The 16,980-nt window shown below is 53.0% G+C and carries 13 protein-coding genes; 5 read left to right on the top strand and 8 right to left on the bottom strand.

Going from position 1 to position 16,980, the window contains the following annotated elements:
* The 4 genes from ACU8YC_RS21855 to ACU8YC_RS21870 form a co-directional block, all read right to left on the bottom strand.
* A complete protein-coding gene (locus ACU8YC_RS21855; RefSeq protein WP_446895742.1) occupies positions 1–879 on the bottom strand; it encodes a [formate-C-acetyltransferase]-activating enzyme in 879 nt (292 codons plus the stop codon).
* Entirely contained in the window at positions 845–3,142 is a 2,298-nt protein-coding gene (locus ACU8YC_RS21860) for a formate C-acetyltransferase (protein ID WP_446895743.1), read from the bottom strand. Before ACU8YC_RS21860 ends, ACU8YC_RS21855 begins: the two co-directional genes overlap by 35 nt.
* Positions 3,143–3,253: 111 nt before the next feature.
* Positions 3,254–3,574: a PTS fructose-like transporter subunit IIB gene (locus tag ACU8YC_RS21865; protein ID WP_187254038.1), complete on the bottom strand. Its 321-nt coding sequence runs from the start codon at positions 3,572–3,574 to the stop codon at positions 3,254–3,256.
* Between the two features lie 14 nt (positions 3,575–3,588).
* A complete protein-coding gene (locus tag ACU8YC_RS21870) occupies positions 3,589–4,668 on the bottom strand; it encodes a PTS fructose transporter subunit EIIC (protein ID WP_151218462.1) in 1,080 nt (359 codons plus the stop codon).
* A 307-nt stretch (positions 4,669–4,975) separates the two neighbouring features.
* Here ACU8YC_RS21870 and ptsP point away from each other — a divergent pair, with 307 nt between their 5' ends.
* Genes ptsP through gldA form a run of 3 tightly spaced genes read left to right on the top strand, consistent with a single transcriptional unit; the run spans position 4,976 to position 9,271 of the window.
* On the top strand, positions 4,976–7,477 hold the full coding sequence (gene ptsP, locus ACU8YC_RS21875; protein ID WP_446895744.1) for a phosphoenolpyruvate--protein phosphotransferase: 2,502 nt from the start codon (positions 4,976–4,978) through the stop codon (positions 7,475–7,477).
* A 15-nt stretch (positions 7,478–7,492) separates the two neighbouring features.
* Positions 7,493–8,155, top strand: a complete 663-nt coding sequence (fsa, locus tag ACU8YC_RS21880) for a fructose-6-phosphate aldolase (RefSeq protein ID WP_446895745.1) — start codon at positions 7,493–7,495, stop codon at positions 8,153–8,155.
* Between the two features lie 12 nt (positions 8,156–8,167).
* A complete protein-coding gene (gldA, locus tag ACU8YC_RS21885) occupies positions 8,168–9,271 on the top strand; it encodes a bifunctional L-1,2-propanediol dehydrogenase/glycerol dehydrogenase (RefSeq protein WP_151218459.1) in 1,104 nt (367 codons plus the stop codon).
* A gap of 84 nt (positions 9,272–9,355) precedes the next feature.
* Here gldA and katG read toward each other — a convergent pair whose 3' ends face one another.
* From katG to ACU8YC_RS21900, 3 genes are all read right to left on the bottom strand, one after another.
* Positions 9,356–11,536: a catalase/peroxidase HPI gene (gene katG, locus ACU8YC_RS21890; RefSeq protein ID WP_151218458.1), complete on the bottom strand. Its 2,181-nt coding sequence runs from the start codon at positions 11,534–11,536 to the stop codon at positions 9,356–9,358.
* A 166-nt stretch (positions 11,537–11,702) separates the two neighbouring features.
* A complete protein-coding gene (gene metF / locus ACU8YC_RS21895; RefSeq protein ID WP_003028830.1) occupies positions 11,703–12,590 on the bottom strand; it encodes a methylenetetrahydrofolate reductase in 888 nt (295 codons plus the stop codon).
* A 157-nt stretch (positions 12,591–12,747) separates the two neighbouring features.
* Positions 12,748–13,656: a LysR family transcriptional regulator gene (locus tag ACU8YC_RS21900; protein WP_187260220.1), complete on the bottom strand. Its 909-nt coding sequence runs from the start codon at positions 13,654–13,656 to the stop codon at positions 12,748–12,750.
* 89 nt (positions 13,657–13,745) lie between these two features.
* Between ACU8YC_RS21900 and ACU8YC_RS21905 the strand changes: the two genes are divergently transcribed.
* Positions 13,746–14,123, top strand: coding sequence for a carboxymuconolactone decarboxylase family protein (locus ACU8YC_RS21905; RefSeq protein WP_151218457.1), 378 nt, complete (start codon positions 13,746–13,748; stop codon positions 14,121–14,123).
* A gap of 38 nt (positions 14,124–14,161) precedes the next feature.
* On the opposite strand, the gene ACU8YC_RS21910 is transcribed toward ACU8YC_RS21905, so the two are convergent.
* A complete protein-coding gene (locus ACU8YC_RS21910) occupies positions 14,162–15,718 on the bottom strand; it encodes a bifunctional metallophosphatase/5'-nucleotidase (protein WP_446895746.1) in 1,557 nt (518 codons plus the stop codon).
* A 133-nt stretch (positions 15,719–15,851) separates the two neighbouring features.
* Here ACU8YC_RS21910 and ACU8YC_RS21915 point away from each other — a divergent pair, with 133 nt between their 5' ends.
* Complete coding sequence (locus tag ACU8YC_RS21915) at positions 15,852–16,976, top strand: cytoplasmic protein (RefSeq protein ID WP_151224165.1); 1,125 nt, start codon at positions 15,852–15,854, stop codon at positions 16,974–16,976.
* Positions 16,977–16,980: the final 4 nt, after the last annotated feature.

Here is a 16,980-nt window from a genome sequence, read left to right on the forward strand (position 1 = left end):
TTAACCTCCTGTGGTTACCTGAAAACCAGCGCGTTCCGCCATCCCACGCAATGCAGCCAACTCTTGCGCCGATGGCGCGGGCACATCTTTCATCGACCAGGGCAGGCCGAGCAGGCTGTATTTCGGTTCGCCATACCGATGAAACGGTAGCAGATGAACCTGTTTTATGCCTAAGGATGTCAGCAGCGTCAAAGCTTGTCGCAGGTTTTCCGCATTGAGCGTATATCCAGGAATTAACGGCAAACGGGGAATCACATTGATTCCCTCCCTCACTAACAGCCGCAAATTTTCAAGCACGCGCTGCAGGTTCATATTGACCACCTCGCGCGCCTGCGCCACATCCATAATTTTGAGATCAAACAACACTTCATCGCATGCTTTTGCCAGCGGAAGCAGGCGGCTGGCCGGGGCGTCACCTGCAGTTTCAATAGCGCACCTAATCCCCAGCCGCTTCAGACGCTGTAAAAAGCGGATGGCAAAGGGCGCTTGCATCAGCACTTCACCACCGGAAAGCGTCACTCCGCCACCTGAGGTGCGAAAAAAGAGTTCATCTTTCAGCACCTCGCGTTCCAGCTCATCCAGCGTGATATCACGGCCAATATGTTCAAACGCCCCGGAAGGGCATTCATCAGCATCACGCAGGCAAGGCGCACAATGCAGGCATTTACTCTCTCGTCGTACCGTTTCAATACGTGGAGAGAGAGATTCGGGGTTAGCACACCACGGGCAGGTGTGCGGACAGCCTTTAAAAAAGACGACTGTGCGAATGCCTTGCCCATCATTTAGCGAGTAACGCTGAATGTTGAAGATGCGTGCGGCTTCATCGTCGCACTGCTCCACAACCTCACAGCTGATGCGCGGTGCGACGAATGATGTCATCCTGAATCTCCTTCGACAGCTCGACAAAGAAGGCGCTGTAACCCGCCACGCGCACCACCAGCCCGGCAAAATCTTGCGGACGATGCTGTGCCTCGCGCAATGTTTCGGCATTCACCACGTTAAACTGGATGTGCTGTAGCTTAAGTTGAGTAAACGCACGCAGGAAATCTGCCAACTTGCGTAATCCCACTTCTCCTTCAAGGGTAGCTGGCGTAAACTTCACGTTCAGCAAGGTACCGTTTGAAAGCAATGTGTTATCCAGCTTACTGACCGATTTCAGCACCGCAGTCGGCCCCTGCATATCCTGTCCCAGCATCGGCGACAGGCCACCGTCTGCCAGTTGCTCTCCGGTGAAACGGCCATCCGGCGTCGCCCCCACTACCGAACCCAGCGGCACGTGAGCAGAAACGGTATACGAACCTGGCGTAAATTGCCCACCGCGCGGATTTTGGTATTTTTCTACCTCTTTACAGTAAAAACGTAGCAGTTCAGCGCTGATGTTATCCACATCATCAATATCGTTGCCGTATTTTTCAAAACGGTTGATCAACCTGGCGCGTACCTTTTCACCTTCCGGCGTGGCAAAATTGTCTTTTAATACCGACAGCAGCTCGTCAAAACTTAAGCGCTGCTGTTCGAACACCAATCCATTAAGCGCATGTAAAGAATCACTCAGGTTGGCGATACCAATACCTTGCACGCCAGAGAAGTTATAGCGTGCGCCGCCGTCGGTAATATCACAACCTTTATCCAGGCAGTCGCTGATAAACGAAGAGAGCAGCGGTACCGGCGCCCAGTCACGATGGCCGATATCGCAGATATTGCTGCCCTCCACCATTAGCGTGATGTAGTGGCTAATTTTGGCGCGAATATGCGCCAGCAGACCGTCATACGTCAGCGCGCTGTTGCCTTCGTTCTCATACAGACTGATTTCCATCACTTTCAACAGGTTGAACATGGCAATGTCATGCAAGCCGTAAGTTCTGCCCGGAATCGACAGCTCCACACAGCCGACCACGGCGTAATCCCGCGCATCCTCCAGCGATACGCCACGGTTCAGAAACGCAGGCACCACTACTTCATCGTTAAAGATCTGCGGAATACCGGTGCCAAGACGAATGGTCTCCGCCGTCTTCATCAGGAAAGGTGTATCAATCAACGCATTGGTGCGCACGCCAAGATTTGGCTGCGGCAGTTGTACACTCTGGTAAGCATCAAGGCAGAGGAATGAGAGAACGTTTACCGCGCTGCGTCCGTTCTCCGTCAATCCGCCGAGCAGCGCGGTATATCCCGTCGGGAATCCAGCGAAATAACGCGCGCTACTGGTAGAACGCAACAATACGATGTCATTGCACTTTACCCACAATGATTCGAGGATCTCCTTTAAGAAAGCCGGATCGTCCCCCTGAGTCAGTGAGGTCTGGTAGAACGGCAGCATATACTGGTCGAAACGCCCCAGCGAAAGCGAGCTGGCGTTGGACTCATACTGCAAAATAATATTCATGTACCAGAACAGCTGGCATGCCTGCCAGAAGGTTTGCGGCTTGTGCTGCATGTTGTGGCGGGAGTTTGCGGCAATGGCGAGCAGTTCCTGACGACGCTGCGCATCCGGGCAATCTTCCGCCATTTTTTCTGCCAGCAGAGCGTAACGCAGAATATGGCTTTGCGAAGCTTCAAGCAGCAGCAACGCAGCCTGATAAAAGTGGTTATCCGGCTGCTGCTCGCAGTGTTGCCGCATCTGCGATATCAGTTCTCCCAGTCCATGATTCAGCAGGCGCGGATAATCAATAATGATATGTCCCTGCCCTTTGTCCGTCTGGTTAATGCTAAAAATCTGGGTGCTGACGGCGGCTTTTACCTCATCGGTCATCTGACCGTTGATGAAATCCTTCATCGAGCGCTTTTCCCAGTACGGGTACAGCACATCACGATAGAGACGTTTATCTTCGTCACTAATATCAAAACGGTCCTGCGGACGCGTCGGGAACTGGTCCAGCTCTTTCAACAGCCAGTACGGATCCATCTCCGGCGACATTATTCCCGCCCGCGGCTTAACGGTACGGTTGCCTGCAATCAGCTCTTCATCACGAATCGAAATTTCAACGTGCTCAAGGATATACGCGGTTGCTTTCGCCCGACGCAGAATGACCGGATCCCCTTCCGTCTGCTGATGGCTGGCGGTATACAGTTGCGCGCGCTCAAGTGAGATTTCACGATTATGTTGAAACAGAGCGGCTTTCAAACGTTGGATGCGATTGGTCATGAAAAACTCCTGTGGGCAAGCTTGTTGCCTGATGGCGGCGTGAACGCCTTATCTGACCTACAGGATTAATAGCGTAGGACAGATAAGCTTGCGCCATCGGGCATTCTAAAGTTAAGCGGTTTGCGCAAGGTGTGCGCCAATCTTGTTCATGATGGCGTCGGCGCGTTTCACTGCATCGCTGATGTTGACGCGAACGATAGTTTTGCCCGCAAAACGCTCTTCAAACTTAATACCAATATCCTTGGTCAGAATGACCATGTCGGCCTCAGCCACATCCGCCGGGGTCAGTTCGTTTTCCAGACCGATCGACCCCTGAGTCTCAACCTTTACGTCCCAACCTTTGGCTTTAGCGGCGCTTTCCAACGCTTCGGCTGCCATATAGGTGTGAGCAACGCCAGAAGGACATGCGGTTACTGCGATAATCTTAGTCATGACTCTTTCCTCACTTAATTCATTTCAAAATCTAAATCCAGATCGTCCTCTTTCTGCTCGACCTGAGACACTTTTTTCCGTGCCAGACTTTTCAGTACGTTAACGCACACGGCGGTCACCACAGCACCAACGGCAACCGCCGCGATATAACCCAGTTTTCCTTCCACAACGGGCAGAACAATCAGCCCACCCCAACCGGCATAACACTGCGCGCCAAACAGGGCGGCGGTTACTGTGCCACAGGCTGAGCCAACCATAATGGATGGGATAACGCGCAGCGGATCGGCGGCGGCAAATGGAATCGCGCCTTCCGTTACGCCAACGCAGCCCATCACTAGCGCGGCTTTACCGGCTTCACGTTCTTCAGAAGAGAAATTCTTGCGGCCAATCAGCGTCGCCAGCCCTAAGCCCAACGGAGGCACGCAGATCCCCACAGCGGCAATAGCGACCACGGTATAAACCCCTTGCGACACACAAATCAGCATGAAGGCATAAGCAACTTTGTTGACGGGACCACCCATATCAAATGCCAGCATGAGGCCTAAAATAACGGCCAACACGACAATGCTCCCCTGCTGCATCCCCTGCAGCCACTCGGTCAGACTCGTAGTTAATGCGCCAACGGGTTCTCCCAAGCCCCACATCATGATGCCTGCGGTAATAAACGTGCCGACGATAGGAATAACGAAGATAGGCATTACCGAACGCAATACCTTATGTACGGGGATTTTCTTCAGATAATGGACGACAATACCGCCAATAATCCCGGCGATTAGTGCGCCGAAAAAACCTGCGCCGAAGCTGTTTCCCACCCATGCGCCAATCGCACAAGGGGCCAGAGCGGAACGCTCGGCAATGGAATAACCGATATACGCGGCAAGGAATGGCACCATCAGCGTCAGCCCTGCAACGCCAATATCAAACAGCTTCTTGAGATTAGGATCCGTTGCGGCGTCCGGTACCGCGCCCTTGCCATACAGCATGACGGAGACCGCCAGTAAAATACCACCCGCCACGACAAAAGGGATCATATGCGAAACACCGGTCATCAGGTGCTGACGGGTATTTTTCAGGATCTGCACCAACTCTTTCATAAGTCGCTCCCGGGCTGCCTACAGCCCATATCCATAAGGTTGTTGGGGAAAACAATAGGCAATCCGTAGCGACGCAAACAGTGGATAAAAAGGCCATTTGCTGGATTTTTGTAATATCAGTACAAAAATGCGATCCGCCTCATAACTTGCGGCTTCTCGGAATTTATAAGGAACACACTGACTTGTGAGGGATATCTCACTTTGATGGTTACATTACATTTATCCAGTTTTTGGCAGATTTATCACATGGCAAGCTCAGGCGTTGCCCTTTTATCCTGTAGCGAGAACTCGTTATGGGAGAGAGGCGATGGCCCTGATTGTGGAATTTACCTGTGAGCTGCCCAATGGCGTACATGCCCGTCCGGCAAGCCACGTTGAGACACTGTGCAATACGTTTACCTCACACATTGAGTGGCATAACCTGCGCACCGACCGTAAGGGCAATGCCAAAAGCGCGCTCGCGTTGATTGGCACCGACACGCTGGCTGGCGATAGCTGCAAGCTGTTGATTTCAGGCGCTGATGAGCTGGCTACCCATCAGCGACTGAGCCAGTGGCTGCGTGATGAGTTTCCACACTGTGATGCGCCGCTGGCGGAGATCAAAAACAGCGAACTGGAGCCGCTTCCCGCATCGTTGACCAACCTGAATCCTCAGCTGTTTCGTGCTCGCGCCGTTTGCAGCGGCAGTGCAGGCGGTGTTCTGAACCGGCTTTCCTCACTGGATCTCAACGCGCTGGATTCCCTCCCATCCGCGAAAGACATTGAAACCGAGCAAGCAGCGCTGGATAACGGTTTAACGCTACTGATGAAAAACCTTGAATTCCGCTTGCTCGACAGCGACGGCGCGACCAGTGCGATTCTGGAAGCACATCGCTCGCTGGCGGGCGATACATCATTGCGTCAGCACCTGCTTGCCGGAGTATCACGCGGGTTAAGCTGCGCTCAGGCGGTTGTCGAAAGCGCCGGGCATTTCTGTGATGAATTCACCCGCTCCAGCAGCAGTTATTTACAGGAACGTGCGCTGGACGTACGCGACGTCTGTTTCCAGCTCCTGCAGCAAATTTATGGCGAACAACGTTTCCCCGCACCGGGGAAGCTGACCCAGCCGACTGTCTGTATGGCTGATGAACTCACACCCAGCCAGTTCCTCGAACTGGACAAAACACTGCTGAAAGGCTTGTTGTTGAAAAGCGGCGGTACCACCTCGCACACGGTGATTCTCGCCCGCTCATTCAACATTCCTACGCTGGTTGGCGTAGATATTGAAGTCTTGACGCCATGGCTGCAGAAAATGGTTTATATCGATGGGAACGCAGGCGCGATTATCGTTGCACCAGATGAACCCGTCGTACGTTACTATCAGCAGGAAATGCGTGTACAAAATGCTCTGCGTGAACAGCAACGTATCTGGCTGACCCAGGAGGCGCGTACGACGGATGGCATCCGCATGGAAGTCGCCGCTAACATCGCCCACTCCGTGGAGGCGCAATCCGCCTTTGGTAACGGTGCCGAAGCGGTTGGGTTATTCCGTACAGAAATGCTTTATATGGACCGTTCCTGCGCCCCGAATGAAAATGAGCTATACAACATTTTCTGCCAGGCGCTGGAGCCTGCACAGGGGCGCAGCATTATTGTACGCACCATGGATATCGGTGGTGATAAACCCGTTGATTACCTGAATATTCCTGCCGAAGCGAACCCGTTTCTCGGCTATCGTGCGGTGCGTATCTATGAAGAATATGCCGCGCTGTTCACCACCCAGTTGCGCTCAATCCTCCGCGCATCGGCCCACGGTAGCCTGAAAATCATGATCCCGATGATCTCCTCGATGGAAGAGATCCTGTGGGTCAAAGAGAAACTGGCTGAAGCCAAACAGCAGCTGCGTAATGAACACATCCCGTTTGATGAGAAGATCCAGCTTGGCATTATGCTGGAGGTTCCTTCAGTGATGTTCATCATTGATCAATGCTGTGAAGAGATTGATTTCTTTAGTATTGGCAGCAATGACCTGACGCAATATCTGCTGGCGGTCGACCGCGACAACGCCAAAGTCACCCGCCACTACAACAGCCTGAATCCGGCCTTCCTGCGCGCACTGGATTTCGCCGTGCAGGCGGTACATCGTCAAGGAAAATGGATTGGCCTGTGCGGCGAATTGGGCGCCAAAGGTTCAGTGCTACCCCTGCTGATCGGATTGGGGCTGGACGAGATCAGCATGAGCGCCCCGTCAATTCCCGCCGCTAAAGCACGCATGGCGCAACTCGACAGCCGCGCCTGCCGTCAGTTGCTGAATCAGGCGATGGCCTGTCGCACCTCACTCGAAGTGGAACATCTGCTGGCCCAGTTCCGCATGACCCAACAGGATACGCCTCTGGTTACCGCCGAGTGCATCACACTGGATAGCGACTGGCGCAGCAAAGAAGAGGTCATTAAAGGCATGACCGACAATCTGCTGCTGGCCAATCGCTGCCGTTACCCGCGCAAGCTGGAGACCGATCTGTGGGCTCGCGAAGCGGTGTTCTCCACGGGTCTGGGCTTTAGCTTTGCCATTCCACACAGCAAATCTGAACATATTGAGCAGTCGACCATCAGCGTGGCGCGCCTTAAAGCACCGGTACGCTGGGGCGATGACGATGCGCAGTTCATCATTATGCTGACGCTCAACAAGCACGCCGCAGGTGACCAGCATATGCGTATCTTCTCGCGCCTGGCACGCCGCATTATGCACGAAGAATTCCGCAACGCGCTGGTTAACGCCGCCTCTGCCGAGGCTATCGCCAGCCTGCTGCAACATGAACTTGAACTTTAAAGAGGGTGTTTTTGTATGGAACTTTACCTTGATACCGCCAACGTCGCGGAAGTTGAACGTCTGGCACGCATCTTTCCTATCGCGGGTGTCACCACCAACCCAAGCATTGTGGCAGCAAGCAAAGAATCCATCTGGAATGTGCTGCCGCGCCTGCAAAACGCCATTGGCAAAGAGAGCATTCTGTTTGCCCAAACTATGAGCCGCGACGCGCAGGGCATGGTGGAGGAAGCCAAACGGTTGAGTCACGCTATACCCGGCCTGGTAGTGAAAATCCCCGTAACGTCTGAAGGTCTGGCCGCAATCAAGATGCTGAAAAAGGAAGGTATCACCACGCTGGGAACCGCTGTGTACAGCGCCTCTCAAGGGCTGCTGGCAGCGCTGGCGGGAGCTAAATACGTCGCGCCTTACGTTAACCGTATTGATGCTCAGGGCGGCGATGGAATTCGCACGGTACAAGAACTGCAAACATTGCTGGAACTGCATGCGCCAAACAGCATGGTACTGGCGGCCAGCTTTAAAACTCCGCGTCAGGCGCTGGATTGCTTGTTGGCAGGATGTGAAGCAATCACTCTGCCATTAGACGTAGCGCAACAAATGCTCAATACCCCTGCGGTAGAGTCAGCAATAGAGAAGTTTGAGCAGGACTGGAACAACGCATTTGGTCACATCAACCTGTGAGGTAAATAAAGTATGGATCGCATTATTCAATCGCCTGGTAAGTACATCCAGGGTGCCGATGTTATTACCCGTCTTGGCAGCTACCTCAAACCACTGGCAGAGCGCTGGCTGGTCGTTGGGGACAAGTTTGTCTTAGGCTTCGCCCAGCCAGCACTGGAAAAAAGCTTCCAGGATGCCGGACTGACGCTGGAGATTGCACCATTTGGCGGCGAGTGTTCACAAAACGAAATCGACCGTCTGCGCGGCGTAGCGGAAAAAGCGCAATGTGGCGCAGTACTCGGTATTGGCGGCGGTAAAACGCTGGATACCGCCAAAGCGCTGGCGCACTTTATGAGCGTGCCTGTCGCCATTGCGCCAACCATCGCTTCCACCGATGCACCGTGTAGCGCGCTGTCCGTTATTTACACCGACGCGGGTGAATTCGACCGCTATTTGTTGCTGCCGAACAACCCGGACAGGGTCATTGTTGATACTAAAATTGTCGCGGGCGCACCGGCGCGTCTGTTAGCCGCGGGTATTGGCGATGCGCTGGCGACCTGGTTCGAAGCACGCGCCTGTTCGCGCAGCGGTGCCACCACTATGGCAGGCGGTCAATGTACTCAGGCGGCGTTGGCGCTGGCTGAGCTGTGCTTTAATACGCTGATAGAAGAAGGTGAAAAAGCGATGCTGGCCGCCGAGCAGCATGTGGTCACGCCTGCGCTGGAGCGTGTGATTGAGGCCAATACCTATCTGAGCGGCGTCGGTTTTGAAAGCGGTGGTCTGGCTGCGGCACACGCCATTCATAATGGACTGACGGCAATCCCGGATGCGCACCACTACTACCACGGTGAAAAAGTGGCTTTCGGTACGCTGACGCAACTGGTGCTGGAAAACGCGCCGGTCGATGAAATTGAAACCGTTGCGGCGCTGTGCCATTCAGTTGGTTTGCCAATTACGCTGGCGCAGCTAGATATCAAACAGGATATCCCGACGAAAATGCGCATTGTGGCAGAAGCCGCTTGTGCAGAAGGCGAAACCATCCACAACATGCCTGGCGGCGCAACCCCAGATCAGGTGTATGCTGCCCTGTTGGTGGCCGACCAGTACGGCCAACGTTACCTGCAAGAGTGGGAATAACCTGCCAATAAAAATCCCCGCAAATGCGGGGATTTTTTATTCCTACCATGCCGGACCCGCGCAAGCGGCATCCGGCATCGTCTGTTACAGCAGATCGAAACGATCCAGGTTCATCACTTTCACCCATGCGGCAACGAAATCTCTCACGAACTTCTCGTGGGCATCGCTACAGGCATAGACTTCAGCCACTGCGCGCAGCACAGAGTTAGAACCAAACACCAGATCGGCGCGAGTTGCGGTGTATTTTACTTCGCCGCTCAGACGGTCACGACCTTCAAACAGCTCTTTTGACTCATCAACCGCCTTCCACTCATGACGCATATCCAGCAGATTGACGAAGAAGTCAGTGCTGAGTACGCCAGGACGATCGGTAAAGACGCCGTGCTGGCTACCATCAAAGTTGGTGCCCAGTACGCGCATACCACCCACCAGCACGGTCATTTCCGGTGCGGTCAGCGTCAGCTGTTGCGCTTTATCGATCAGCAGCGACTCGGTGGTCGATACGTCAGGACGGGCGCGATAGTTACGGAAACCGTCAGCAATCGGCTCAAGCAGCTCAAACATCTCAATATCTGTTTGATCCTGACGCGCATCCACACGACCCGGCGCAAAAGGTACCTTAATGCTGACTCCCGCAGCGCTAGCCGCCTGCTCGACACCAACCACACCGGCCAGCACGATAATATCGGCCAACGAGGCGGTATGGGCAGACTTATAAATCCCTTCCAGCACAGGCAGAACGCGTGCCGCGGTGGCATTCACATCCCAGCCGCGCTGTGGGTCCAGTGCCAGACGCGCACCGTTAGCGCCGCCACGCTTATCTCCACCGCGGAAAGTCGATGCCGAAGCCCATGCTACCGATACCAGTTCGCCCACGGACAGCCCGGAAGCAGCGATGGTCGCCTTCAGTTTCAGGATATCTTCTTCGCTTGGGTTGAAGAACGCATGCGGCAGCGGATCTTGCCAAATCAGATCTTCTTTTGGCACTTCCGGTCCGATGTAACGCGCTTTTGGCCCCATATCACGGTGCGTCAGTTTAAACCACGCACGAGCAAACGCTTCGTTGAACGCCTGCGGATCGTTCAGGAAACGGCGGGAGATTTTCTCGAACTCAGGATCGAAACGCAGCGTCAGGTCGGTAACCAGCATCGTCGGCTTACGTTTTTTCGACGGATCAAACGGATCGGGAATAATTTCTGGCGCATCAACCGCTTCAAACTGAATAGCGCCTGCCGGACTGCGAGTTTGTACCCACTCATATTTGAACAGGTTCTCGAAGAAATAGTTGCTCCATTGGGTTGGCGTCTGCGTCCAGACCACTTCCAGACCGGATGTAATGGCATCCGCACCCGCGCCGCTGCCGTAGCTGCTGGCCCAGCCCAGGCCCTGCGCTTCAATCGGTGCGGATTCTGGATCGGCACCAACATGCGATGCCGGTGCAGCCCCGTGGGTTTTACCCAACGTATGACCGCCACCAATCAGCGCTACGGTTTCTTCGTCGTTCATTCCCATGTTACCGAAGGTCGCGCGAATAGCCGCTGCCGCTGAAAGCGGTTCGCCGCTATGGTCCGGCCCTTCCGGGTTCACATAGATAAGACCCATTTCGGTTGCGCCCAGCGGCGCCTTAGCCAGCTCTTCCGGGTGACGGTGGGTCAGCCAGGCTTTTTCATCACCCCAGTTTACGTCGAGATCCGGTTCCCAGACATCTTCACGACCGGCACCAAAGCCAAAGGTACGAAAGCCTGAGTTTTCCAGCGCCACGTTACCCGCGAGGATAAACAGGTCAGCCCAGGAAATCTTCTGACCATATTTTTGCTTAATTGGCCACAGCAGACGACGCGCTTTATCAAGGCTAACGTTATCCGGCCAGGAATTTAGTGGTGCAAAACGCTGCTGTCCGCGACCCGCGCCACCGCGTCCATCAATGGAGCGATAGGTCCCTGCACCGTGCCATGCCATGCGGATAAATAATCCGGCATAGGTTCCCCAGTCAGCTGGCCACCACGGTTGAGATTCGGACAGAAGGGCTCTGAGATCCCCTTTCAGGGCAGAGTAGTCGAGTTTGCTAAATTCTTTGCGGTAGTCGAAGTCCTCACCCAGCGGGTTAGAACGGTTGGAATGTTGGTTTAAAAGATCAACGCGCAGTTGATTTGGCCACCAGTCGCGGTTGTTCGTTCCAGCTCCCGCGCTCTGGTCGTGACCGCCCTGATGAAAAGGACACTTACCGGCAGTTGATGCGTTTTGGCTATCGTCGGACATGCTCATCTATATGCTCCCTTTACAGTGTTCTGACTACGATATACACCACCAGAGATAAGATATAGTCGAAATAACCCACAGATTCGATAGCTAATTCCTTTTATATTTTGCGTTACAGAGATGTAGATCAAAATGATCAAAAAAAGCCCTCCGTAGAGGGCTGAGTATCTGTTTAGTTCGGTCTTACACCCAGTGTATGACAAATAGCGTAGCTCATCTCGGCACGGTTGAGAGTATAGAAGTGAAAATCTTTCACCCCTTCGCGGCTGAGAATCTTCACCATGTCCATGGCGATATTGGCACCCACCAACTTGCGGGTTTCCGCGTCATCGTCAAGACCATCAAACATGGTCGACATCCACGCCGGAATGCGGACGTTGGTCATGTCGGCAAATTTTTTCGCCTGCTTGAAGTTAGATACCGGCAAGATGCCAGGAATAATTTCCACATCGATTCCCGCAGACACGCAGCGATCTCGAAAACGCAGATAGCTTTCTACATCGAAGAAAAACTGAGTGATCGCACGGTTCGCACCGGCATCAACCTTGCGCTTCAGATTCAGCAAATCAGCCTGAGCACTCTTCGCTTCCGGGTGCACTTCCGGGTAAGCCGCAACGGAGATATCAAAGTCTGCAACGTCTTTCAGCAGTGTCACCAGGTCAGAAGCATACATATCCGGTTTACCGCTTCCCGGCGGCAGGTCACCACGCAGGGCAACAATATGACGAATACCGTTATTCCAGTAGTCCTGAGCAATAGTACGCAGCTCATCACGGGTCGCATCAATGCAGGTCAGGTGCGGCGCTGCTTCAAGACCCGTGCGATCCTTAATACCTTTAATAATGCTGTGCGTACGGTCGCGCTCACCAGAGTTTGCACCGTAAGTGACTGAAACAAACTTCGGCTTCAGGCTGCTCAGGCGATCGATGGAGTTCCACAGGGTTTGCTCCATTTCACTGGTGCGCGGCGGGAAAAACTCAAATGAAACGTTAATCTGACCGGCAACTTCTGCCAGGCTCTGATTCAGGGCTTCCCGCTGGTTGGCGTGAAAAAAGCTCATACCTTACCTCATCAATCTTTTGTCGTTATATGTTGTGTTGTGAACTGCTATACGTTTAGACGTCTAGATGTAAAAATGACGGAAAAGCATGCTGGCGTCAACACAAAAATCATCGCCAAAGGTGAGGAATACTCAGCCAACGTGAAAAAAATTCACATCAGTCTGAATTGATGAGGGATTGCGTCATGACTGTCTGCAGCCACTCTAATTTTTTTACGTTTTCAGGCAACATCACCAACCCCGTACTGATACGCAATTCGCTATCGGTAAGCGGCAGGAATATCACCCCCCGACGTTGGATTGCGGAAAAGGAGGCAGGAAGCAGGCTCAGACCGTCACCCTGCGCGATCCGCGCCAACAACACGTCATGTTCCAGCGGTTCTTCAATACAGGCAGGAGAGTAACCGGCACGACTAAAAATGTGTCGGGTGTAATCAAAATAGGCGGGGTTACGTTCACGTTTGAACCAGAACAGCGGTCGGTGGCTTAGCGACGTTAACGAGAGCGAAGGCAGCGCCGCTTCTGGCCAGAACGCGGGTAAGGCGACGATCAACGATTCTTGCCAGCCAAGTGGCGTGACGCTAAGCCCCGAGGTCTCAAGCGGTAGCGCCACCAGCGCGGCATCCAGTTTTCCACGACGCACCTGGCGCGCCAGTTCAGGCGAACCATGACGGACAATATGTCGCTTCTGCACATGCGTAGTCAGCTGTGACTCAAGCGCAGCAAAAACGCCCTGTTCAAACGCCGTACTTAGCCCTAAGCGCAGAGATGGCTCCCCGGCTTGCGTTAACTGACTCAACGCAACGTAGGTTTTGTCCTGGAGATCAAGCAGCGGGCGCACCATTTCAAGTACGCGCTGGCCGTCCTCCGTCAGCGTTAATCCACGGGTATGACGGACAAAAAGCGTGACCCCCAGGCGATCTTCAAGCTGGCGAATGTGGCGGCTCAACGGCGGCTGCGACATGAACAAACGCTGCGCCGCGCGGCTCATATTGTTCTCTTGTGCCACAACGGCAAAGTAACGCAGCAGACGAATATCCAGAGAGTGTAATGGCGATGTTGTCATACCGAAAAGGTATCACGGAAACAGTATTATCCAAATCATTCTACGCCCCCTATTCTCTCGCCATACGCCACACCTACGAGGGGAAAATCATGGAATCAGAACGTTTTGTTACTGGCCAGAAAATGCTGCAACAGGTAGATGGTAAAGGGGGAGAGGCCGTCGTTGAGAGCCTGAAGGAAATCGCGCCGGATTTTGCCCGCTACCTGCTGGAATTTCCGTTTGGCGACATCTACGCACGGCCAGGTCTGGATCTGCGCAGCCGGGAAATTGCCACCATCGCAGCGTTAACGGCCATGGGCAATGCCGCCCCACAATTGAAAGTGCATATTGGCGCGGCATTACACGTTGGTTTAACGCAGGATGAGATCGTTGAAGTGATTATGCAGATGGCCGTATATGCCGGCTTCCCTGCAGCTCTCAATGGTTTATTCGCCGCGAAAGAGGTGTTTGCCTCTCACAGAGGCTAAAACAACAGGCCAGCGGATTATCTGCTGGCCTGAGCTCACTATGGTTTCACATCTGCCACACGCATGCCTTTAATCTGCTCATCCGTCAGCGTATTTCCCGCTTTGAAGTAATCAACGACAGCATTAGAGACATAATAACCGCCGGAGGTATTTCGCGCTTTACCTTCGGTAAATGCCGTAAAACCATCACCACCGTCTGCCAGGAAGCTATTGGTGGCTATGTGATAAACCGTGGCGTCCTCAATCGGTTTACCGTTTAACGTTAATACGGTGACTCGCTGGCCGACCGGTTTACTGCTGTCATACTTCATCTCCAGTCCTTTGGACACCTGCAATACACCGTTGCTTAAACCCGCACCGTGCTCCATCAAGCCACGCAACTGCTTACCGGTGAGTTCCATCGTAGCCAGCTCATTTGGGAACGGGAAGGTGCTAATGACTGCACCCATCGTGATAGCACCCGCTGGGATTTCATTCCGGATCCCGCCTGAGTTAGTGAGCGCCAACTGGGTATCTTTACCCGCCGCCGCCAACAGTGCATCCGCCGCCAGATTGCCCAACGAAGAAGATTCTCCGTAAGCACGCGTCAGCTCAACCGGAGAGTTTGCAACCGTCTGTTGTACCACTTTATCGAGCTTTTTATTCCAGCCATCAATGACCTGTTTCGTCTGTGGGTCTGGCTGCCATTCATCAGCAAAAATGGTCTTCAGCTCGAAGTTCTTCACGGTCAATCGATGCGGTTTCTGCTGATAATCCAGCACCAGTTTACCCACATCAATACCGCCGCTGTCGGTAGAAAGAATCAGGGTGTTACCGACTTTAATCGGCTCCGGCGTGCCAACATGCGCATGGCCGGTAATCAGGATATCCAGCCCCTGCACCTGGCCTGCGGTCTGGATGTCTTTATCCAGCGCACGACGCACATCAGTACCACCCAGACTGGACTGACGTGCTGGAGTGCCTTCATGGATCAACGCCACAGTGAGATCGACTTTACCTTTGAGCTCATCAATATAGCGTTGCAACCACTTCACTTCATCCCGCGCTTCAATACCGACACGTCTCGCAGCGGAAACCGTATCATCAAAAGCAAATACGCCGTGCAGGCCAATCACGCCAACCTTCACACCATCTTTTTCAATAATGGTGTAAGGCTTATCCCAGAACATTTTGCTGCTGTTTTGATAAAAGATATTACCCTGCACAATGGGGAATTTCGCCTGACTCAGCTGCAGCAGCGTATTGTCCCAACCGTGATCGAATTCATGATTACCTATGGTGACAGCATCAAAATTCATGGTGTTCATGATATCGATAATCGCCTTACCCTTAGTCAGACTGCTGATGTAAGGGCCCGTAAAGTAGTCGCCCGCATCAAAAAACCAGGTGGCGCTATTTTTCGCTTTCTCCTGCTTCACCATCGTGGCGATATTGGCCCAACCGCCAATATCGCGTGCGCCATTGGCAATCCATGGGACCTTATAAGGCTCAACGTGGGCGTGAAGATCGTTGGTGTAGATAATCGTGACATCTTTTGCCGATGCCCATAACGGCAGTGATACCAGAACACCAACAGCAAGCATTTTTAACTTCATAATCAATCCCTTTCAGTCATATAAAGAATCGCTACGTTACGTTCTGAAAGGTTTTTTTATGTGAGAAAACTCACATCCAGCTGTGATAGTTGCAGGTCAAAATCAACGACCATTAAAAATCGTTGGTAATACGATGACGTCGCTGTTCACCATCAATTGCTGTAAGTCTTTTGGCTGCAAAAATCTGGGGCTGGCGAGCTCACCAGATTACAGCTGGCCAGAGTATCGGTTGGGTTATGCTGCACTGCATTGCCGGGTATGCGGCAGTTATCCCCCGTTGTTTAATGAGGAACAGTTTCGTAGCTGGTTGTCGGAATATTTAACGGATTTTGCCGCCAAAAGCGGTCATTTTTGCCCACGTTGTTATCAGCGAGAAACCATCCGCTATGGGCATAATCCCCAGGGCAGCCAACGCCTTCAGTGCCGGAGCTGCAAAAAGGTCTGGACGCCAAAGCAGCAGCCGCTCGCCACCATTGTTCCACCAGAACAAATAGCAACGGTTCCCTTAATCGTCCCTTTTCAGGGAGCCTGCACCGAGCAGAAACTTTATGTATTATTCAGTTTTGATGCTATTCGTGGCAATGTTTTGCATATTTCCAGTAATTTCACGCCCCATCTCGTAGGGGATTCATTACGATACCGCTGGCGTGACAATGTTGAACCCGAAGTCATTCATGACGATATCGTTGAGCGAGTAAGACAGCGGGAAACCCTGTTTTTACGCCGTAGCCAGTTTGATGAAATCCAGTACGGTAGCGCCATGCTCAAACGGAGCGCCAACGGCGCGGTTTTACGTCCGGTCATTACCGCACACGGGCATTTCCGCATACTAAGTCACCTCTGGCCAGAGGTAAAAACACACATTATCTCTCACGAATGTTTTCTACGCGGCGCGACAATCACCGCTTGGGCAGAATCGTTTCGTAATCGTCACGCATCGCTGTGGTTTATAGATGAAGAGATAAATGACAATAAATGCACATTACCCTGGCAACTCCGGGGTAAAACGGACCAGGGATGGTGGCAGAACCAATGGCAGATTTTGGAGCAAGGCAGTAATCGTAAAATGGTATGTCTGCTAACAGAGGGGCACGTTGAAAAAGGGATATCAATAACTCTGGCGGCAGGCCGTAATTTTCTCGACTGGTTGCGGCAACAGACGGAATTTCAGTGCAGTGCCCGTTACTCTGCCCATTCTGTTTTTCAGGCGATAAGAGCGCTGACAGGGAAATACAACGCCCTCATTGATAAACGGTAATGCT

The organism is Citrobacter sp. VF227, from assembly GCF_052950715.1.

Excerpts from the sequence above, each read along its gene's own strand:
- metF (WP_003028830.1), bottom strand. The coding sequence starts at position 12,590 with ATGAGCTTTTTTCACGCCAACCAGCGGGAAGCCCTGAATCAGAGCCTG.
- ACU8YC_RS21870 (WP_151218462.1), bottom strand. The coding sequence starts at position 4,668 with ATGAAAGAGTTGGTGCAGATCCTGAAAAATACCCGTCAGCACCTGATG.
- gldA (WP_151218459.1), top strand. The coding sequence starts at position 8,168 with ATGGATCGCATTATTCAATCGCCTGGTAAGTACATCCAGGGTGCCGAT.
- ptsP (WP_446895744.1), top strand. The coding sequence starts at position 4,976 with ATGGCCCTGATTGTGGAATTTACCTGTGAGCTGCCCAATGGCGTACAT.
- ACU8YC_RS21905 (WP_151218457.1), top strand. The coding sequence starts at position 13,746 with ATGGAATCAGAACGTTTTGTTACTGGCCAGAAAATGCTGCAACAGGTA.
- ACU8YC_RS21900 (WP_187260220.1), bottom strand. The coding sequence starts at position 13,656 with ATGACAACATCGCCATTACACTCTCTGGATATTCGTCTGCTGCGTTAC.
- ACU8YC_RS21860 (WP_446895743.1), bottom strand. The coding sequence starts at position 3,142 with ATGACCAATCGCATCCAACGTTTGAAAGCCGCTCTGTTTCAACATAAT.
- ACU8YC_RS21910 (WP_446895746.1), bottom strand. The coding sequence starts at position 15,718 with ATGAAGTTAAAAATGCTTGCTGTTGGTGTTCTGGTATCACTGCCGTTA.
- ACU8YC_RS21865 (WP_187254038.1), bottom strand. The coding sequence starts at position 3,574 with ATGACTAAGATTATCGCAGTAACCGCATGTCCTTCTGGCGTTGCTCAC.
- katG (WP_151218458.1), bottom strand. The coding sequence starts at position 11,536 with ATGAGCATGTCCGACGATAGCCAAAACGCATCAACTGCCGGTAAGTGT.
- ACU8YC_RS21915 (WP_151224165.1), top strand. The coding sequence starts at position 15,852 with ATGACGTCGCTGTTCACCATCAATTGCTGTAAGTCTTTTGGCTGCAAA.
- ACU8YC_RS21855 (WP_446895742.1), bottom strand. The coding sequence starts at position 879 with ATGACATCATTCGTCGCACCGCGCATCAGCTGTGAGGTTGTGGAGCAG.
- fsa (WP_446895745.1), top strand. The coding sequence starts at position 7,493 with ATGGAACTTTACCTTGATACCGCCAACGTCGCGGAAGTTGAACGTCTG.